This is a genomic window from Paenibacillus sp. UMB7766-LJ446 (assembly GCF_030226665.1).
GTDB classification, from domain to species: domain Bacteria; phylum Bacillota; class Bacilli; order Paenibacillales; family Paenibacillaceae; genus Paenibacillus; species Paenibacillus vandeheii.
This window is the reverse complement of record NZ_JASOYM010000008.1, coordinates 18,567-37,776: the sequence shown is the minus strand read 5'-3', so window position 1 is coordinate 37,776 and position 19,210 is coordinate 18,567. Positions and strand designations below refer to the sequence as shown.

Here is a 19,210-nt window from a genome sequence, read left to right as displayed (position 1 = left end):
ATTCATACATACATTATTAGATTAAATTCAACGATTATTCTTTACTAGAAAACGTACTTAAACAATACGAAGATCACCGCGAGTATGCCACCGAGAATCAGCCAGTTACTGATTTCCCACCAAATGCTTTTCCCTCCGGCTAAAAGCTGTTGTTCCTTTTCTTCATGACGCTGTTTGTGTGTATGTGACTCGGAGGCATGAGGTGGCTTGCTGAAGTCCATCATATGCATTCTCCTTTCCAGCAGCTTTGGTTTATTCTCATTCCATTATAACCCATAATTGAATGAAAATTTGTTAATTCTCAAAAAAGAAGATATAAACGAGCTACGCTAGTATCTATTGAAACTCTTTTATTTTGCAGACAATTCTTCTTCCGTGACCCATTTATGATTCTTCACCGGATCTCCACCTGTAGTTGGTGTATAATCAACCATATATACCGTGGTTTGCTCTGCCGAGTCAATTATGGCTTTAGCGCCTTTCATTCCTGGCATATGATCAGCGTTCAGCACAACCTCTGTTCCTGCTGCATACGGTTGATCTGTATGGTCCTGAATTTCCTCTTGAATAACCCATTTATGATTTTCCACTGGATCTCCACCTGTGGTTGGTGTGTACGAGACTGCATACGCCGTCGTCTCATAAGCCCCCACAATTTTCGCTTCTGCACCTTTCATTCCTGGCATATGGTCCGCGCTCATTATGGCTTGGCTGCCTACTGGATATGTAGGGTTGCTCTTTACGTGAATTCCTTCCGGTAACTCCCCTGATTCGGAGTGGTGCATCTCGCCTGTGCTCGCTGTATGACTGTCACTACTGTTATTGTCCTGCTCAGCATTCTTGCCACATCCACTTAACATCAGACTGCCCGTAATCACCGTAGTCAGTAATAACATTGCATACTTTTTCATGAGTTGCACTCCTTTAGGTTTTTAATTCTACGTCTATAATATACCCCATATGGGTATATTTCAATCAAAATTGAGTTCTATCATTTATTTCCCTAGTGCCCCGAGACATTGACCAGAGAGTAACATAATACGAAAAACCCCCGATTTCTCGGAGGCTTAGAATGAACAACAAAATGCAATCATGTAGTTTACGCATTACTTCGACCTTCCAATATGACCAACGCAGTAATTATGCCAGTTCCACGGAAACATTAACATTTCCTTTGATGCCTTTGGAGTACGGACAGTAGTCATGAGCAAGTTTGACAAACTTCTGTGCAGTCTCCTCGTCCAGCCCCTCAATTTTAACTTCAAGTTCCACTTCCAGCTTCACACCATTATCCGTAGGGTCCGTCACAAGCATAACCGTTGCAGATACCGTACTTTTCTCAATTTCGACTTTGTGTTTCTTCAACTGAAACTCCAGCGCGGAATTAAAGCAAGCACTGTAGCCTGCTGCAAACAATTGCTCTGGATTCGTAGCTGTCGTTACTTTGCCTCCCAGCTCAGGTGGGGCAGCGACATCAAGCATAAATACGTTATCTGGCGATTGTACAATTCCTTGACGTCCACCTGTATTGATTACTGTCGTTTCATATAATGTTTTCATTTGGTTTGGCTCCTCTGTATGTTTTGATTTATTTTGTGATGATGATGTTCTTTTTGTTTAGCTAACAATTAAATTGTACACAATTTAATTGTGTTTGTAAATCATTATTGTAAAATTAAAAAAAACCACCCCCTCGTGTAATACAAGGAAATGGTTGCTTCTTAATAGATAAATGTCTGTTACTTATCCAAAAGTTGAATTCACCTATTTATATATTCGATCCATTACATCTTCTTCTCGAAACCCTCCATCGGCGCAAGCGAATTCTGGTAGTCATTATCCACCTGACCGTCGGTGGTGAAGTGCATGACCTCCCGGAACGAGCCCTCCAGATAAGTCTGCATCGCCAATGGAATGCGCAATTCATCCATATCATATGGAGATATTTGATAGCGAATGCTGGCAAGGTCTCCTGCTTCCACCTTCTGCACCCATTTTGGCTCGCGAATCAATTCCCGGCCGAGTGCAGCCAAGGTTGCCCCGGCATGGATGACTTCTTCCGCATCTTCTGGCCGTTCAATCGATCCAATGCCAATCAGAGGCTTCTTATTGTCCAAAACCCGGACGAATTTGGCTAAGATCGGCTCCTTGTCCTCAGGTTGATTTAAGGATGTTCGTTTGTAGCTGCCCATCGACAGATGAATGTAATCAACCCGAGTGTCTGTCAGCGCTTGGGCAAAAGCCAAGGAGTCTTCGAGTTGGATGCCCGGCATATGAATTTCTTCCGGTGAAATCCGGTAACCGAGAATAAAGGGTTTATCCGCATGGGCATCGATAATCGATGCGACCTCATGTATGACCGCCAGCGGAAATCGCATGCGATTCTCAAAGCTGCCGCCCCATTGATCCGTCCGTTGATTGGAATTCACGGAGAAAAATTGTTGCAAAAGATACGTGTTCGCCCCGTGAAGCTCTACCCCGTCAAAACCGGCATGAATCGCGCGTAAGGTTGCTCTGCCGAAGTCTTTGATAATGCTTTCGATTTCTTCGGAAGTCAGCTCGCGCGGCGTCTCCGAGCCTGTTGGATGTACGGAAGCGATTGCGCTCGCACTGGTGGGTTGAACACCTCTTAGCGTTTTGGAATTCGTTTTACGTCCTGCATGAAAGATTTGTGCAATCGCTTTGGTTCCGTCCTTCTGAATAGCTCTTGCAATTTTGGAAAGTCCTTTAATTGTAGAATCGCTTGCGATGGAAAGCTCACCTTCGAAGCCTTTTCCTCCATCAGTTACATACGCAACACCCGTAATGATCATACCAGGGCCACCAGCACGTTCTGCATAATAATCAACTTCATCATTGGTGATTGAACCATCGAAGAAACTGGACATCGTTGTCATCGGCGCCATAACCACTCTATTTTTCAACGTAAAACCATTCGCAAATGTATAAGGCTGTAAGAAATTACGATTACTTTTTTCCATATATATTCTCTCCTTCTTTCAGGCTTGTTCACCCTTGTCTCTGTTTCATGAGTTATTGTATAGTAGGGTGAAACACGAGTATAGTATGCACTTAAAAGATAGATACTATCTAAAAGGAGAGTGAATATGGGAATGATGGAGGAAGTAAACGTTAAACCATTTTCACATGCCATGTCGATGATCGGCGGAAAATGGAAAATGCATATCTTGTTTTGGCTGTGGAAAAATAAAACATTACGTTATGGAGAATTAAAAAGAGCGTTGGGAGGCATTACGCATAAAATGCTAAGCTCTCAACTGAAAGAATTAGAGTCAGATCGATTAATTATCCGTAAAGAGTACCCACAATTACCACCAAAAGTAGAATATTCTTTGTCTTGTGAAGGTTTAACGCTGATGCCTGTACTGGAAGTTCTCTGCAATTGGGGAAGACAGAATCTTGCTGATTTGCAGAAAACTCAGTGAACGTACTGCAGTGAAGGATGTATTTCTTTTACTTTTCTCCCCCAATTGTCCCCCAAGACTTCCATAATGCCTATTCATAAACCAGACAAAAAGAAAAAAGCCCTTGCTGCGCAAGGACTTTTTGTTATGATCTGTAGTGGGCTCGAACCACTGACCCCTACCCTGTCAAGATAGTGCTCTCCCAGCTGAGCTAACAGATCATGATATTTAATTGTTTTCCAATCAAGTAACAGTATCATACCAAGTAACCGTGTTCATTGTCAATCGTTTAATTGGTAATATTTTATCCGTATTGGTGCACAATAAAGGAATGATTACCATTTCGATGACGAGGTGACTTCCAGTTGAGAAACAATAGAGAACGCAAAATACGTTTATATTTAACTGCCAAAAACTTAATCTGTTTACTTGTGCTTGTTGTACTAATCAGCGCTGCTGTCGGTTGCAGTTTAGAGCGGGATGAACATACGGTACAATTCCAACAATTAAAGGAGCCCAATGAGGTTAACGATGATCTGCCTGTCTGGCTGGATGTGTATTCCAAGTCTGTTGTGCATGATGTTTACTCTCCACAAGGCAATGTTGAAGTCTTACCCTGAGGAACATGATATCGCATTTCACTCGTCTTCGTCCCACTTTTTGGAGTAAGCCTTCTTGGTCACATAATACAATAAAGCTATCATTCCGGCCGACATCAAAAGTGTGATTGCCATCACTCCTGCCATGCCCATGGTTAGCACCTCATCTCCCAGTATGTTCCAGACTTAACTATACAGGAAAAGCATTTTTTTGTATAATTCAGACTGATAGCGTAGAGCAGAAAGAAGGAATGGAATTGGCAGCTGAGATTAGTTATGTAACGACTGAAGAACAACTCCAGAAAGCGCTGGAGATTCGCAATCATGTTTTTGTGATCGAGCAGCAGGTGCCTGCTGACATTGAGATTGATCAATATGATATCATCAGTCCTGATGTGCATCACGTATTGTTGAGTACGGATGGACAGGCTGTAGCCACAGGGCGTCTGATCTATTACACCAAGGATACTGCCAAAATGCAGCGGATCGCTGTGCTCCAATCTCATCGTGCATTCGGCTATGGTCGTGTACTTCTGTTAGCCATGGAAGAACGAGCTCGCGAATTGGGATTGGTTTACTCCATTTTGGATGCCCAATGTCAGGCGCAAAAGTTCTATGAAAAGCTCGGATATGAAGTGATCTCGGAAGAGCCTTTTTATGATGCAGACATTCTGCACGTTCGTATGCAAAAGAGCCTGTAACTATCCTTTTAGTGCAATATGAAGCCATGTTGTGCATACTTTTTTTTGTTCCGGACATGCTAAAGAGGAAACCAGATTCCTATTTGGTCAGATAAAGGAGAGTGTGACTTCATGGATCAAACGACACGCGAAAGCTTCACAGCAGTACAAAAAAATGGTGACGGCGATCTGACGGCGTTTCAAACTTCATCTGGACGTGTGCTGGATTACCAACAGGCACTGGCGGAAGTCAAAGCAGGATCAATTGCAGGTGTGAACGTCTTTAAAGGCAGAGATGGCGAAATGTACATTCGTGGTGACGCAGACGGCGACCCGACCAATAACCTTGATCAACTTCCAATTTTCTAAAATAGATGCTTGCTGCTTAACAAGGCGCCAATCCGGCTTTCCGGGTTGGCGTTTTTTCTTTCGTTTTAATATTCGGTAAAATATTTCACGGCATCGCCAGCAGGCTGGCTTTTGCGAATGGGCTGTGATTCCTCCCATGCCTGCAGAATTAATATACCTTCCAGTGTAGACTTGTTCTCCCACACAATATGCTGCCTGCGCTCAAGCTCCAGCAATGACTCGTGAATGAACGCCTTGCTTCTTCCTGTCTTATTCTCCAGCTCATCCATTCGAGGCACTCGGCGACGCTGCCCTGCATAATTAACAATAATACGCAAAATTTTGCGCTCAAAATCATTCAGCATATTTCTTCCTTCCCTTCCTTATGGAGAACGGGACGCCATGCCAGAATACCTTGTTCCAGAAACGTTCGGGGGGCCCCTTCTTTTCCTGCGGATGCTCTGATCATCCCTCCTCGTACACTGTTGATTCGAATCTGCCGCTGTGTAATATGCCCTGCACGATCCATGTAGACGAGTTCCACCATCTGACCAATATATTTCCCTAGCATAATCATCCCTCCAATAAGAACATGTGTTTGTTTTATTATTATATGCGAACATAAGTTCTTTATTCAACAACTAAAAAAAGGATTTTATTGAAATCAAAAAACCAGACTCCCCCCTTTTTATAGGGAAGTCTGGTTCTTATCCAGCTTGCTAAGCAAGCAATCAATCTTTTATACCTTTCGCGCTACTGTTATACGACCTCATCGACCTCATCGACCTCATCTTCGATCTGATTCCGTGAATTCTACTTTTTTCAGCTGCTGGGTAGACGGATTAAAATCTACATTCACATATACAGCAAATTGTTTGCCCTCTTTATTACGTACCCATAACTTGAACTGTTCACGGGATTGGTCTGCTGTAAGCGAGGTGCGGCCGATATGTTTGTAATCCAAAATGTCCACATTGTACTTGGTTTGCGTTTCCTTCACTGCAATGATTCCCCACTTCGCATAGTCAGGGATCGCGGTTGCTGAACTTGTTGTTAGTCCACTTAAACTTAGTACCACCGTCATCAGTGCAACAATGAGCATTCTCATATCATTCACTCCTTGGGCAACGTTTACGTTAGCCTGCCCTGTAGAAGTTTATTTTACACCAGTAAACGAAGGATAATCGTAACCGGTTGCTGGAGCGTTTGAACTGTACTTATCGCCATCTTATACCGTTCGATTGGAGAACTGAAGCTGATCCCCCATTCACCCTCCGATAACAGATTTCGCGTTGATGGATCTTCCGGCTTTTCCAAACCGTATTTTTCTATAAGCGCATCTCGTGTTTGCTGATCCAACTCGATCGGAGCCTCTGCATATGCCGTGACATCACTACAGCCCAAAACTACAAATAATAGAACACTCCATCCCACCATAAACCAACGTTTGTGCATTTCTCCTGTTTCTCCTTCATTTAAATAACATCATCACAACCAGATATACTTCATTCGTCCTGATTGTACATAAATAACATGAGATTGGAAATAACAAATGTAGACTCCATAGTATACGTCTAAAGCCTCATTTGCATAATTATGGGTTTAGCATAGTGAATATACGTGTAATAGGCCTTGACGGCATCACTTCATTATTCTGAACAATCATTTTGAGGAGGTTACACCCGAATGTTCAAACGTATGGATGAAATCGCAATTGAAATCCCAAATGTCGAGAAACCAGACCCGAATGCAGCGGCAGCGATCCAAGAATTGCTGGGTGGTAAATTCGGAGAGATGTCAACGTTGAACAACTACCTCTATCAATCGTTTAATTTTCGCTCCAAGGAAAAATTGAAACCCTTCTACGACCTGGTGATGAGTATCACCGCCGAAGAATTGGGGCATGTGGAACTTGTGTCTCATGGCATTAACAAATGCCTCAGAGGTTCAACCGAGTACAAAGAGCCTGACGATACACCGCTTGGTTCCGTGAAGGATACTCGTCTGTCCTATCATTTCCTGGCTGGTGCACAGGGAGCCATGCCTTTCGACTCCATGGGCAATCCATGGACAGGCGCACATGTCTTCAACAGTGGCAATCTGGTCGAAGATCTGCTGCATAACTTTTTCCTCGAATGCGGAGCACGTACTCATAAGATGAAAGTTTACGAAATGACCGATCACCCTGCAGCCCGGGCGGTAGTTGGTTACCTGCTGGTACGCGGCGGTGTGCATGTGGTTGCTTATGCCAAGGCGCTTGAGATTGCAACCGGAGTAAATGTAACCAAATTGGTGCCGATTCCATCCCTGAGCAATAAATCCTTTAACGAAGCGTGGAAATACGAAGAAAAAGGCCTACACACCAAGCTGTATACCTATAGTGATAAAGACTTTACTGCGATCAGTCAGATCTGGAAAGGCACACACCCCGAAGATGGACAACCCCTGGAAGTCATTCAAGGCGTACCTGAAGGGTTCCCGATCCCCGAAGCTCCTGCGGTGGAAGAAGAATTCGCCCCAGGCATTTCGCACGAAGACTTCAAGGAAATTGCACGTCGTCTGAAGATGGCGGGGAATATTGCGGATTAAGGTAGCGTTATGTAGTGGATGTATTAGTTGTTGTTGATATGGCATGAAAAATAGATAAAGCCCTCGGATTTTGCTGCTTTGGTGGCAGGATCGAGGGCTTGTTTTTATATGTGCATATTTGAAGTAAAACTTAACTCATGTTCACTCAGAAGCCTATGAAGTCGCCAGAACTGACTCTTCACGTCGGCTCATCACTTCAATCAGCATGTTGGCTCCCAGTCGAAACCCCTGAACAAATGCAGCTTCGCTATGCATACCATCACATTGACCACACAAGTCAAACAACTGTTCAAGCTCACGGAATTCTTCCTCGCTCAATCGATTTTTCCATTGTTCTGTCATAGTTGCAATTTGTCGGCCTAATAATTGATATTCAGGATGAGTTGGCATCATCGTCTCATCCGGGCGAAGTCGCCCGTTATAAAGTGCTTCCAATATCGAATTCATGTGCATCCTCCTAGGAATGTAATCGCATCGACTTGAATGAGCCTTCTGCACATGGTAGGATATTTATGCAGTCAGCTCATTCTTAGTGATTGCGGGATAGGAAGCAGCGCTGTTCTTCGTGGGACGAACGCTGCTTTCTTTTTTTATTTTTGGAGTTCGTCGTACACCTTTTCAATCCCTTTACGAATAACATCCGAGCGAGTGGTGTTCAGCTTTTCGGTGCAAGCATCAAGCTTACTCAGAATGGCCTGATCGGCACGTACTCGAATTAATTCACTTTTGGGATTGTCAGATAGTGGACGCCCCATCTTTTTGGACGACATCGCTTCACCCCACTTTTTGTGTCCATAATAAATATATTATTGTAGCAACAAAAAGTCAATTCAATTGTAAAACATACGTTCGTTTTTTGTGGTTTCCAAATTAAACACAAATGGATCTCAGTTCAACTCAGAAAAATATTACTCAAGTTATATGCTTGACAAAAAACAACCCTGAAAGGCATTAAGCCGTTCAAGGTTGTTAAGGGCTGCTCCTCAGTATGAACTTTCCTGAATCACTGAACAGCTTGTTATTGTATTTTATTCAGTAGCGGCACTATAACCTCATCCAATTCCTCAAGTGTCTCACTTTTTGTAGGATTTTTCAAAATTCTTTCCAAATCATCCTTCAATATTATTAGATATTGCGAAGGCAACCTACTGATTAAACCACTGAGCATAAAATATTCCCACTGTGGATCTTTTGTTTTAAATACATTTTGGATATGGGGAATTAGTTCTTCTCCGAATCTCAAAAGTAAATCTTCTACGGATTTAGAAATGGGCCAATTTCCATCTTGTAACCACTCCATAAGTTCGGGAATGATCTTCTTTAATTCTGCATCACTACATTTACTTAACTTACGTATGGCCTTAACATCATGCTTGTCTCGGGGAAGCCATTCCCTAATATCCATACAGATTTCCTCTTTTCTACTTCTAACTCCATGAAGGAATTCCATCATTCTTACTTCTGCTCCCCCACTGGCACTTAAATCTTCAAATACAGGATCAACAAATCATCTTTGCTCTCAACCACATAACCAGTGAAGCCTTCTTCTCTTGTGCATTATCTTGAAAATACGTTTCACATATGATAAAATTTCCAATAAATGTAATTTAACAACCGTGCTGACTACATCAATTACTCTACTCTATTCCTCTTGTACCAGTACCTAACCCATATAATCAATGCCACACATAACAAAATTGCACAAAATCCCCAGGTGAAAAATAAAGCCAGTCCCAACCCGATGTTGGCCCCAATATAGCCCCCGCGTAGCTCCGTATATAACGCATAACCCAAAGGTACGCTGCCTACAACAAAAAGTCCGATCAACCATCCGCCCCAACGTTTAGAAACAGATTCCCCTCCATCTTTGGAGTTCTTCTCGATGCCTTGAGCCAAGAAAATCAGCGATAAAATCAATATTAGCCAAGTTATGAAAATGTATAGCATATGATGTTCCCCTCCCTTAGCATGAACCTTAACGATAAAAGCAGCACGCAAATTTGGTACCCTTTTAATGAATATTACCACCAACCCAACTTAAGCAAACCAGAACAAAGGATATCAACATTTATACGTTTTTCGGATCACAAAGGCAGACATTCTGGTACAGCCAAACGAAAACGCATTATTTTCATTAAGCTTGCCGACAGGAGCATTATCGGACAGATTAAAAATCAAAAAAGACGCCCTCGTCCTTACTCATATAAAGTAGTAGAACGAAGTCGTTATTTTTCATCATTATTTAGCTGTTATAAAACACACCGTGTCACATTTACGCACCAAACTGTGCATAATGCAGACGGCTGTATACTCCACCCGCTGCAAGCAATTCCTCGTGACGCCCCTGCTCCGTAATTCCCTGCTCGGCAACGACAATAATGCGATCCGCATTTTTGATGGTAGCCAATCTGTGGGCAATGACCAGGGTAGTCCGTCCCTCAGACAATTCAGCAAGCGATTGCTGGATTGCAGCTTCGGTTTCCGTGTCGAGTGCAGATGTAGCTTCATCCAGAATGAGAATCGGTGGATTCTTCAGGAACATGCGTGCAATCGACAAACGCTGTTTCTGTCCGCCGGACAGCTTCACGCCGCGTTCACCAATTAACGTGTCCAATCCTTCCGGCATGGAAGTAATAAGTGTTTCCATCTGCGCACGGCGAGCCGCCATCCAGATGTCTTCTTCGGTTGCATCCAGCTTGCCATAGGCAATGTTCTCACGAATGGTTCCATCGAACAGGAACACATCCTGCTGAACAATTCCAATCTGGCTGCGCAATGAATCCAGCGTCATGTCCTGAATCTCCTGACCATCGATCGTGATGCGACCTTCCAGCACATCATAGAAACGAGGCAGCAGACTGCACAGCGTTGTTTTCCCTGCACCCGATGGTCCAACCAGGGCTACCGTTTCACCAGCCTGGATATTCAGGTCGATTCCTTTGAGAACAGGCTCCTGATCCGAATAACCAAACGTCACTTGCTCATAACGGATATTTCCACGCAGGTGGGATACCTTAACGGCACCCGGACGGTCTTCAACATCCGGTTCCATATCGAGCAGTTCCGTATAACGTTTGAAACCCGCAATTCCTTTGGGATACGTCTCAATCACGGAGTTGATCTTCTGGATTGGTGTCAGGAACACGTTGGATAACATAATAAATGCGATAAATTGACCGTAGCTCATACTGCCTTGAATGACAAACCATGTTCCACATACGAGTACAAAGAGGGAGACCAGCTTCATCAGCATATAACTGACGGAAGAGTTCCAGGCCATGATTTTGTACGCAATCAGCTTCGTTTGGCGGAAACGACTGTTGTTTACAGCGAATTGAGCTTTTTCATGTTCTTCATTGGCAAAAGCCTGAACAACACGGATACCACTTACATTGTTTTCAACACGTGCATTGAAGTCTGCAATATCCCCGAACATTCGGCTAAAGGCCTTGGACATCTTGCTGCCAAAATACAGGGAAAGATAAATAATGAGCGGTACGATGATAAATGTTAACACGGCCAGATTTCCATTGATGCTCATCATAATGCTGAATGCACCAATCAAGGTCATCACCGCAATAAAGGCATCCTCCGGACCATGGTGGGCAATCTCCCCGATATCCATCAGATCATTGGTCATGCGGGAGACCAGGTGCCCGGTTTTGGTATTGTCAAAGAAACGGAACGACAGCTTCTGTACATGATTAAACAGCGCCTTACGCATATCGGTCTCGATGTTAATCCCAAGTTTATGTCCCCAATAGGTCACCACAAAGTTAAGGAAAGAACTCAACAGATAGATCGCGAGCAATGCAAGACATGCCCATAATATCCAGTCCCAGCGTCCCCCTGGCAACAGGTCATCCACGACTCTATTAACTGCCAGCGGAAAGGCCAGCTCCAGCAGAGCTACGAAAATCGCGCAGCTAAAGTCCAGAATGAACAGCTTTTTGTACGGCCTGTAGTAGGCAAAGAAACGGCGAAGCATGGGCTGAAGCCCTCCTTATAGCAACCATACCGCATGATTGCTTTCTATTTCGTTTTGCTCAAGAGATACAGGAAGTATGGGGCTCCAATGATTGCAACCAGAATCCCTGCTGGAATCTCAGAAGGCTGTAGAATGACACGCCCGAGCGTATCTGCAACAAGCACAAGCAATGAACCGACCAGTGCGGATGCAGGCAAAAGGAACTGATGTTTCGGCCCCACGAGACGACGTGCCAGATGTGGACCGATCAGACCCACAAAACCAATTCCGCCACTGACGGATACGCAAGAACCGGCCAGTCCCACGGCAGCAGCGAGCAGGATCAGTCTTTCACGCTCAACCGGAGCGCCAAGACCGCTCGCTGTTTGATCCCCAAGGTTCAGTACGTTCAGCACACGAGCCTTATACAGAACAAGCGGTACTAACACCAGGAGAAATGGCAGTAATGCCTTAACGAATTTCCAATTCGAACCCCAGATGCTTCCTGCCATCCAGGTCGCCACAAATTGATACTTCTCCGGGCTAAGCCGAAGAGTAAGCACGATCATAGCAGAGCTAATCCCTGCTGCCACACCAATCCCTGTAAGCAGCATGCGCGTAGGCATGAGACCTTCTCCCTTTTTGTAAGAGAGCACATAAATCAGGAAGGCTGCAAAGGTTGCCCCAATCAGGGCCAGGATCGGCAGTAAAAATACGGGAGCAGCCGTCGTTGTTGGGAAAAAGGAAACGAACAGCATAACAACCAATCCGGCTCCAGCGTTGATGCCGAGAATCCCTGGATCAGCCAGAGGATTTCGGGACACCCCCTGCAAAATACAGCCGGACAGCGCAAGTCCTGCACCGACCAAAACCGAAATGACGATACGTGGCAAACGGAATTCAAACAGGATCAGCTCTTGCTTATCCGTCCCACCACCAAACAAGGTACGCATGACCTCAAGTGGAGAAAGCCGAGTGAAGCCTGTATTCATACTGATAATAAAAGCTGTAATAATCAACGCACCAAGCACAATCAAGACAATGGTGCTTTTTGTTCTCTTTTTGCGTTCCGCTCCAACCAGAGTTGAGGATTCCATCGTTACAGCGTCCTCCTTTCTTTACGCGCCAGATAGAGGAAGAAGGGTACCCCAATCAGGGCAACCAGGGCGCCAATTGGCGTCTCGTATGGCGGGTTAATCATACGTGCAGCCAGATCCGCGAACACGAGCAGCAGACTGCCCATCACTGCGGAACATGGAATAATCCAGCGATAATCGACCCCAACCAATTTACGAGTCAGATGGGGAATGATCAGTCCTACAAAACCAACCGCACCAACCACGGATACGGCTGTACCTGCGAGGATCAGTACGACAACCAGACCAACCAGCTTGATCAGGCCAGTACGTTGCCCCAATCCAACGGCGATGTCTTCTCCCAAGCTAAGCAGCGTAATGGAACGAGAGATAATAATCCCTGCAATAAGCGCAGCCAAAACCCATGGGAACATGACTTCCAACTGGGACCACTTCGTCCCGGCCACACCGCCCGCTGTCCAGAATGCGAGGTCTTGTCCAATTTTGAAATACAACGCAATCCCTTCACTCAGCGCGGACAACATGGCAGATACTGCCGCTCCCGCGAGAACGAGCCGGAGAGGTGTAAGTCCAGATTTGGACGCAGCACCGAAACCATAAACCAATAATACCCCAAGTCCTGCCCCGACGAAGGAGTACAAAATGATATACATATATGGCATGCCCGGGAAAAAGGCAAAGCAGATAGCGAGTGCAAATCCTGCGCCAGCATTCAGTCCGAGCAACCCGGAATCTGCCAGCGGGTTACGGGTCATCCCCTGCATAATCGCACCAGCTACAGCGAAGCAGGCACCAACCATCGCTCCGCCCAGAATACGCGGTAACCGAATCTCCCATATGATCTGATGCGGAGTCAGATCAGGATTGAAGTTGAAAATCGCCTGCCATACAACGCCCAGCTTGATATCTGCGGCACCAAACGAAATGGACAACGCCATCCCCAGCGCGAGCAGCAGAATCCCCCCGGTCAGGATCAATGTGGCAGCCCAGGGACGAGTGTGTATTTTGGCTGTCGGTGATTCCGCAGGCTGATTTTCCGGTGAAACTTTCGAGCTCATATGTCTCCACCCTTGTTATGAGTGGCGTAGACAGACCCTATGTACATAACAATCACCTCTCTATTAATACAAAACTGATAATGATATTGATTCTCATTCCCATAGATCATTGTATGTCAACGAACTGTCTCTGGCAATGGACAAATGGGACAAGTTTATTGCATAAATGAATTTTTATACGTAAAAAGGGCTGCACGAAGCATCGTAGCTCGCAAAAAAAAGGAACTGCAAACGAGTTGTTCGTCTGCAATTCCCACTTTATTTTGGACTAACTTCACTTGTATTGGTGTAATTCTTAACGAGCCTGTACCGCAGTCAGTGCTGCCAGGACATCAGGCACATCGGTAATAATCGCTTGCACGCCCATGTCAATCAGTTCCTGCATTTCGGCAGGATCATTTACTGTGAACGGATGTGTAGCAATTCCCTGAGCCAGCGCAGCAATAACTTCTTCACGTGTTACAGCCAGCTTGTAGGGATGCAGCGCAGAGGCTTCCAGTCTGGCGGCATAATCATATGGGCGGTAGAGCTTTTCCATATATAGAAGTGCTGTGCGAATCTCCGGGGCAAGACGTTTGCATCTCACTAATGAGGCATGATTGAAGCTGGACAGAATGACTTGCTGCTGCATGTCCCAATCCCGAATCGCTTGTATGATCTTTTCTTCCATTCCCTTATAACTTATAATACCATTTTTCAATTCCAAGTTAAGTAGAATGTTTTTGCCTCGAACCAGATCAAATAATTCATCCAAAGATGGAATACGTTCTCCAGCAAAATCAGCATGGAACCAAGCGCCTGCGTCAAGTGTACGCAATTCTTCAACCGATTTATCCTTAACCCAGCCTTCTGCTCCAGCGTGCGGCTCAACGTCTCATCATGTATCAACACCAGTGTACCATCACTGGACAACTGTACGTCCGTTTCAATGCCAGACGCTCCAAGTTCCAAGCTGCGTTCAAATGCAACCATCGTATTTTCGGGGCATACGGCAGATGCTCCCCTGTGGGCGATATTTTCAATTTTTTTCATTCCAGCGCCTCCTGAGTGTAACATGAACTCTATGATTCTCACTATATACGCAGTTTGTCATACCTGTATTAACAGAGCGTTTAATGTCCGTGTGAAGGGCAACATCTTGAAGAGCTGGGGATTCACTCATTTTGTGAACTCAATCTGTAAAGCAGACATAATATAGTATCAGTCATAGACAACTGCACTCCGCTGTAAGGAGGTCGCCCATTGAAACCCTTAACGAAGAAGAGCTCGATATCTTCCAAATCTTCCTCCAAAAGAGCTCCCTTACCCAGAATTTCTGCAAAAAGCAGATCCAGCAAACCCGGCCGTAAAACACGAACTCCCCCTGGACCACGTCAACATATGAAAAAGGCATCCGTTCGAGGGCTGACTATTCCCAACAAAACGAGTAATCAATCATCTGTTAATGACACACAACATGGTTTGGATCAGTTGGCTGTTATCGCTGCCATCCTTGTTCTTATTGCAGCTGTAATTGGACTATACATTGCCTGGAAAACTCTCAGTTTGCCTGGTGATACGGTGATAACGGTCTAGCTCCTCGTGCTCCACTCTGTCTCTCTTTTCCATGGAGGCGGAGTTCTTTTTTTGCAGACAGAAAAAAACCGTTCCCCTGAGACGCCAGCACCACCGGCGTCTCTTTGGAAAGGCCATTTCTTCATCGGGTGCTGCCACGGCGATGAAGTCACCGTCCCGGAATGGCTGATCGAATTACAGAATGAATGTACGAGAAATGATAACGAGCAGGATGAACAACACCAGAATCGCGCCTGTTGATGTCCATGCTCCACCGCCAAAGCCGCCGTATCCGTAACCGTATCCTGTGCCTTTGATTTCGCTCATGAGTGACACTCCCCTCTTTTAAGAAAGTACACTATAGACTATGTTTGGGGAGGGAACTTGATTGGGCACACTTGAAAGTTTCCGCTGGAGCGGGTAGTTATTTATCTTGAAGCTGGGACCACTTCTGGGTCAACTGTGCCGGAATATAGGATGACATCCGGTTCAACAGTTCAGCCGGGTCCGATTCCAGGCTCCATAGACTGAGATGTGAAGTATTGGAGAACCCTTCCTGCACGCTGTGCTCAACCATTTTCATCAGCGGCTCATAATATCCGTTTACATTTAACAAACCAACGGGTTTACGATGTATGCCGATTTGGGCCCAGCAAAGAACCTCGAACAATTCTTCAAATGTTCCCATACCACCAGGAAGCGCCACAAATCCGTCGGACAGCTCGGCCATCGTCGCCTTGCGTTCATGCATCGTTCCCACTTCAATCAGCTGTGTAAGACCTCCATGTACGACCTCTCCCCGGAACAGGCCAGTTGGCATGACGCCAATCACTTCTCCACCCTGTTCCAGAGCAGCATCGGCGACTGCACCCATTAGTCCCATACAAGAACCGCCATAGACGAGTGCGTACCCGTTATCCGCGATCTGTTTACCCAATTTAATAGCCTGCTGTGTGTAATCGGGGTGATTTCCCGGATTGGAGCCTGCAAAAACACATATACGTTTCAATGGGTTTCACTCCTTCTCATTAACTATTTCATTAGTGTATAACATAAATGTAAATACTATGTTACATCACCCCTCATACACAAGTGAATAAAAAAAAACCCGACCGTTTGCAGCCGGCCGGGCTCCCATAATTCATACACATCATTTAGAAGGGGTTGTTATACTGTTTACTATAAAGGCCGAACATTAAATCCATATGATCTTTGCATGAAATGAATATTAAATATGAGTGACTTATCGTATTCCACGTCGTGAGCGCACCACAAACATATGCTTGTCCTTGCGAAGAATCCGGCCGTCTGCAAGCTCAACCTGATCATCATCATGGCGTATAATCGTTGTGGATAATACTACAATTTTGGCCCGACGCCAAATCATAACCTGTGATTTGAAATAGATGGCATTTTCAAACTGTACGGCCTTTTTTATCACATATCCAACCTTATGCACCTCGGAACGCGCTTTTTTCAAGGGAAGGCTCTCTTCAGGCAGAGGCCGGATCATTGCGATATTGTCGAACGATACCTTAATCCGTTTCGGTCCGATTCGTACACAATCCGCTTCTTCATCCCACTCGACCAGTGTTCCTTTCAGTGGCTCTCGTATGCCGGTTGCACGATATACGGCTACTTTCCGTCCTACCCAATGTCGCAATGCCTTCACCCCCCGTTTGTCTAGTTTTCCGGTATCGTCCAATCAATCGGTTCAATACCTTTGGAGGTCAAGAATTCATTGGCTTTGGAAAAAGGACGACTGCCCAGGAAGCCACGATGCGCTGCAAGCGGACTTGGATGTGTAGACTCCAGCACCAGGTGCTTATCCCGGTTAATGAATGCCCCTTTCTTCTGAGCATGACTGCCCCACAGCATAAATACCATCGGTTCTGTTCGTTCATTCAATGCCCGGATGACAGCGTCCGTAAACGTCTGCCAACCCAGTCCCTGATGGGAGTTCGGCTGCCCTTCCCGTACCGTCAGGACGGCATTAAGCAGCAGCACACCCTGCTCTGCCCAATGAACCAGCGATCCGTGCTTCGGAATCGGTAGGCCCAGATCCGCGTGGAGCTCCTTATATATATTTTTCAAAGAAGGAGGAATCCGTACCCCCGGTCTGACCGAAAAACTTAATCCTTGAGCCTGGCCCACTCCGTGATAAGGGTCCTGACCGATAATAACAGCCTTGACCTTATGATACGGGGTCAGTTTTAGAGCCGAGAACAAATCTTCCTTGGGTGGAAAGATGGTCTGTGTTTTATACTCGGCGGCGAGTGCATAACGAATGTTGTTGAAATACTCGGCTTCAGTCTCTTCCTGAAGCACAGTGTCCCAATCATTTCCAAACATATGTAAAGGCTCCTTTCCCTCATAAATACATATCCGTGCAGTCCACATAACGAACTGCCACTTGCGAGAGCCGTATCCTACGACTCAGAGACTATCCACCATTTTAACATAACCGGGGACGGCAGACCAGAAGTGTACATCAGGGTTAGGGTTGCCTGTAACATCCGCACGCTTTGAATTTGTACTTCAGAGTAAAAGTAACCCAGCGCGTGGTCTATAGATAACTAAAATCAGACCTGAACGGCTTCGCTCTTACTTTTATTGACCAATACAGCGCTTATTCTTCTGAGCCCCTCTTCAAGAACCGAACGTGGGCAAGCCAAATTTAGGCGGATACACCCACCTCCATTAGCAACAAACATATGACCATCTTCGAGTAATACCCCCGCTTGTTCAGCGAAAAATAAAGGCAGGTTTACATCTTTGGGGACGTATGCACTAATATCAATCCATGCCAGATACGTAGCTTCCGGAATATGAAAGACCGCCTGCGGCAGATAACGTTTCACATATTGATCCACAAAGGCAAAATTGTCGTCGAGATATGTTTTTAACTGCTTCAGCCATTCGTCGCCATGTTCGTAAGCAGCTTGAGTCGCAGCAATGCTAAGCGGATTTTTGAATCCATAGTGCCGGGTTTGCCAGATCGTTCGGAGTCCTTCATTTGCAATAATCACGTTGGAGAACATCAGACCAGCCATATTGAATGTTTTGCTTGGTGACATACAGGTAACGATTCGATCCGTATCCGGGAACAGCTTGGCAAGCGGCGTATGCTTCCTTCCTGTACGCAGCAAATCACAGTGAATTTCATCCGAGATCACCCACACGTTATGCTTGAGACAGATCTCGCCCACACGTTGTAACTCTTCTGTCGTCCATACCCGTCCGGACGGATTATGAGGATTACAGAAAATACACAATGTGACTTGTTCATCGCTGGCTTTGGCTTCAAAATCTGCAAAGTCTATCGCGTAATGCCCCTGCTCGTTGATCAAATCTGAGCAAACCAGTTCAAGATGATTATGCTCCGCAGCCGATTTGAAAAAACCATAGGAAGGCGTTACAATCAGTACCTTCTCATTCGGTTTGCAAATATATTCAACTAATTCATATAGAGCAGGAATGATCCCATGGGATGTCTCCAGATGCTCTTTGGGAAAAAACCAGTCGTAGTATCTGTTCATCCAGTTGGAGACAGCCTCATAGTATGCGGGATCGAACACCTGGGAGTATCCCATAATTTTTCGGTCCAGGCGCTCCTTGACTGCTTCCCGTATTTCGGGAGGTGTGGCAAACTCCATATCTGCGATCCACATCCGTATAAATTCTTCATCCTTAAAGGGAAATTTCATATCTTCTGTTGCGTTAAAAATATATTGACGGAAACCATCCGTATTCATGGCATTAGTTCCTGTACGATCAATTATCTCATCAAAATCATACTTCATAGCCTTCTACGCCTCTTTCTCTCTGTTGTCCATCCTGGAATGAGTTTCTGTTAGATGTATTATTTCATGGCACGTAAGCTACATCAAACG

At 45.2% G+C, this 19,210-nt stretch carries 26 protein-coding genes, 1 tRNA gene and 1 pseudogene; 6 read left to right on the top strand and 22 right to left on the bottom strand.

Annotated elements, in window-relative coordinates; translation table 11 throughout:
- Positions 1 to 44: 44 nt before the first annotated feature.
- The 4 genes from QP794_RS19600 to QP794_RS19585 all read right to left on the bottom strand — a co-directional run bounded on the left by QP794_RS19600 (position 45) and on the right by QP794_RS19585 (position 2,981).
- Entirely contained in the window at positions 45 to 224 is a 180-nt protein-coding gene (locus QP794_RS19600) for a hypothetical protein (protein WP_024631168.1), read from the bottom strand.
- A 126-nt stretch (positions 225 to 350) separates the two neighbouring features.
- On the bottom strand, positions 351 to 911 hold the full coding sequence (locus QP794_RS19595; protein WP_285078561.1) for a DUF1541 domain-containing protein: 561 nt from the start codon (positions 909 to 911) through the stop codon (positions 351 to 353).
- Positions 912 to 1,140: 229 nt separating this feature from the next.
- Complete coding sequence (locus QP794_RS19590) at positions 1,141 to 1,560, bottom strand: organic hydroperoxide resistance protein (RefSeq protein WP_024631170.1); 420 nt, start codon at positions 1,558 to 1,560, stop codon at positions 1,141 to 1,143.
- A 224-nt stretch (positions 1,561 to 1,784) separates the two neighbouring features.
- On the bottom strand, positions 1,785 to 2,981 hold the full coding sequence (locus QP794_RS19585) for an NADH-dependent flavin oxidoreductase (RefSeq protein WP_285078560.1): 1,197 nt from the start codon (positions 2,979 to 2,981) through the stop codon (positions 1,785 to 1,787).
- Positions 2,982 to 3,107: 126 nt separating this feature from the next.
- Here QP794_RS19585 and QP794_RS19580 point away from each other — a divergent pair, with 126 nt between their 5' ends.
- Positions 3,108 to 3,446, top strand: a complete 339-nt coding sequence (locus tag QP794_RS19580; RefSeq protein WP_218831771.1) for a winged helix-turn-helix transcriptional regulator — start codon at positions 3,108 to 3,110, stop codon at positions 3,444 to 3,446.
- Between the two features lie 127 nt (positions 3,447 to 3,573).
- Here the strand turns inward: QP794_RS19580 and QP794_RS19575 are convergent.
- Positions 3,574 to 3,646: transfer RNA gene (locus QP794_RS19575), tRNA-Val, on the bottom strand.
- Positions 3,647 to 3,790: 144 nt separating this feature from the next.
- Here QP794_RS19575 and QP794_RS19570 point away from each other — a divergent pair.
- From QP794_RS19570 to QP794_RS19560, 3 genes are all read left to right on the top strand, one after another.
- A complete protein-coding gene (locus QP794_RS19570) occupies positions 3,791 to 4,045 on the top strand; it encodes a hypothetical protein (protein WP_285078559.1) in 255 nt (84 codons plus the stop codon).
- Between the two features lie 236 nt (positions 4,046 to 4,281).
- Complete coding sequence (locus QP794_RS19565) at positions 4,282 to 4,725, top strand: GNAT family N-acetyltransferase (protein ID WP_285078707.1); 444 nt, start codon at positions 4,282 to 4,284, stop codon at positions 4,723 to 4,725.
- 111 nt (positions 4,726 to 4,836) lie between these two features.
- A complete protein-coding gene (locus tag QP794_RS19560; protein WP_024631175.1) occupies positions 4,837 to 5,073 on the top strand; it encodes a DUF3892 domain-containing protein in 237 nt (78 codons plus the stop codon).
- Positions 5,074 to 5,138: 65 nt separating this feature from the next.
- Here the strand turns inward: QP794_RS19560 and QP794_RS19555 are convergent, their stop codons facing one another.
- From QP794_RS19555 to QP794_RS19540, 4 genes are all read right to left on the bottom strand, one after another.
- Entirely contained in the window at positions 5,139 to 5,417 is a 279-nt protein-coding gene (locus tag QP794_RS19555; RefSeq protein ID WP_285078558.1) for a hypothetical protein, read from the bottom strand.
- Positions 5,411 to 5,623, bottom strand: coding sequence for a hypothetical protein (locus QP794_RS19550; protein ID WP_053784259.1), 213 nt, complete (start codon positions 5,621 to 5,623; stop codon positions 5,411 to 5,413). The genes QP794_RS19555 and QP794_RS19550 overlap by 7 nt, the downstream gene beginning before the upstream one ends.
- Before the next feature lie 216 nt (positions 5,624 to 5,839).
- The gene (locus QP794_RS19545) at positions 5,840 to 6,160 is read right to left on the bottom strand and encodes a DUF3889 domain-containing protein (RefSeq protein WP_285078557.1); all 321 of its coding nucleotides are present in this window, start codon (positions 6,158 to 6,160) and stop codon (positions 5,840 to 5,842) included.
- Positions 6,161 to 6,213: 53 nt separating this feature from the next.
- Positions 6,214 to 6,507 (bottom strand): hypothetical protein, encoded by a 294-nt coding sequence (locus tag QP794_RS19540; RefSeq protein WP_285078556.1) that lies wholly within the window; start codon positions 6,505 to 6,507, stop codon positions 6,214 to 6,216.
- Between the two features lie 231 nt (positions 6,508 to 6,738).
- Between QP794_RS19540 and QP794_RS19535 the strand changes: the two genes are divergently transcribed.
- On the top strand, positions 6,739 to 7,641 hold the full coding sequence (locus QP794_RS19535; protein ID WP_285078555.1) for a manganese catalase family protein: 903 nt from the start codon (positions 6,739 to 6,741) through the stop codon (positions 7,639 to 7,641).
- Positions 7,642 to 7,794: 153 nt separating this feature from the next.
- Here the strand turns inward: QP794_RS19535 and QP794_RS19530 are convergent, their stop codons facing one another.
- From QP794_RS19530 to QP794_RS19495, 8 genes and pseudogenes are all read right to left on the bottom strand, one after another.
- The gene (locus QP794_RS19530; protein ID WP_285078554.1) at positions 7,795 to 8,088 is read right to left on the bottom strand and encodes a DUF6809 family protein; all 294 of its coding nucleotides are present in this window, start codon (positions 8,086 to 8,088) and stop codon (positions 7,795 to 7,797) included.
- A gap of 143 nt (positions 8,089 to 8,231) precedes the next feature.
- The gene (locus QP794_RS19525; RefSeq protein ID WP_079349576.1) at positions 8,232 to 8,411 is read right to left on the bottom strand and encodes a CopG family transcriptional regulator; all 180 of its coding nucleotides are present in this window, start codon (positions 8,409 to 8,411) and stop codon (positions 8,232 to 8,234) included.
- Between the two features lie 248 nt (positions 8,412 to 8,659).
- Positions 8,660 to 9,094, bottom strand: coding sequence for a DUF5071 domain-containing protein (locus QP794_RS19520; RefSeq protein ID WP_285078553.1), 435 nt, complete (start codon positions 9,092 to 9,094; stop codon positions 8,660 to 8,662).
- Positions 9,095 to 9,273: 179 nt separating this feature from the next.
- A complete protein-coding gene (locus tag QP794_RS19515) occupies positions 9,274 to 9,588 on the bottom strand; it encodes a hypothetical protein (RefSeq protein WP_285078552.1) in 315 nt (104 codons plus the stop codon).
- Between the two features lie 325 nt (positions 9,589 to 9,913).
- Positions 9,914 to 11,629 carry an ABC transporter ATP-binding protein gene (locus QP794_RS19510; RefSeq protein WP_285078551.1) on the bottom strand — a complete coding sequence of 572 codons (1,716 nt, stop codon included), beginning with the start codon at positions 11,627 to 11,629 and terminating at the stop codon, positions 9,914 to 9,916.
- 44 nt (positions 11,630 to 11,673) lie between these two features.
- Positions 11,674 to 12,705: a FecCD family ABC transporter permease gene (locus tag QP794_RS19505; protein WP_285078550.1), complete on the bottom strand. Its 1,032-nt coding sequence runs from the start codon at positions 12,703 to 12,705 to the stop codon at positions 11,674 to 11,676.
- A 2-nt stretch (positions 12,706 to 12,707) separates the two neighbouring features.
- On the bottom strand, positions 12,708 to 13,763 hold the full coding sequence (locus QP794_RS19500; RefSeq protein ID WP_285078549.1) for a FecCD family ABC transporter permease: 1,056 nt from the start codon (positions 13,761 to 13,763) through the stop codon (positions 12,708 to 12,710).
- 295 nt (positions 13,764 to 14,058) lie between these two features.
- Positions 14,059 to 14,795 (bottom strand): annotated as a pseudogene (locus QP794_RS19495) (glycerophosphodiester phosphodiesterase).
- A 348-nt stretch (positions 14,796 to 15,143) separates the two neighbouring features.
- On the opposite strand from QP794_RS19495, the gene QP794_RS19490 reads away from it, so the two are divergent.
- Positions 15,144 to 15,338 carry a hypothetical protein gene (locus QP794_RS19490; protein WP_285078548.1) on the top strand — a complete coding sequence of 65 codons (195 nt, stop codon included), beginning with the start codon at positions 15,144 to 15,146 and terminating at the stop codon, positions 15,336 to 15,338.
- A gap of 174 nt (positions 15,339 to 15,512) precedes the next feature.
- On the opposite strand, the gene QP794_RS19485 is transcribed toward QP794_RS19490, so the two are convergent.
- The 5 genes from QP794_RS19485 to QP794_RS19465 form a co-directional block, all read right to left on the bottom strand.
- Positions 15,513 to 15,644, bottom strand: a complete 132-nt coding sequence (locus QP794_RS19485; protein ID WP_217506391.1) for a YjcZ family sporulation protein — start codon at positions 15,642 to 15,644, stop codon at positions 15,513 to 15,515.
- A 97-nt stretch (positions 15,645 to 15,741) separates the two neighbouring features.
- Positions 15,742 to 16,326 (bottom strand): LOG family protein, encoded by a 585-nt coding sequence (locus QP794_RS19480; RefSeq protein WP_079349582.1) that lies wholly within the window; start codon positions 16,324 to 16,326, stop codon positions 15,742 to 15,744.
- Between the two features lie 234 nt (positions 16,327 to 16,560).
- The gene (locus tag QP794_RS19475; RefSeq protein WP_024631192.1) at positions 16,561 to 16,980 is read right to left on the bottom strand and encodes a hypothetical protein; all 420 of its coding nucleotides are present in this window, start codon (positions 16,978 to 16,980) and stop codon (positions 16,561 to 16,563) included.
- Between the two features lie 20 nt (positions 16,981 to 17,000).
- Positions 17,001 to 17,669, bottom strand: coding sequence for a uracil-DNA glycosylase (gene ung / locus QP794_RS19470; protein ID WP_285078547.1), 669 nt, complete (start codon positions 17,667 to 17,669; stop codon positions 17,001 to 17,003).
- A gap of 230 nt (positions 17,670 to 17,899) precedes the next feature.
- Complete coding sequence (locus QP794_RS19465; protein WP_285078546.1) at positions 17,900 to 19,120, bottom strand: MalY/PatB family protein; 1,221 nt, start codon at positions 19,118 to 19,120, stop codon at positions 17,900 to 17,902.
- Positions 19,121 to 19,210: the final 90 nt, after the last annotated feature.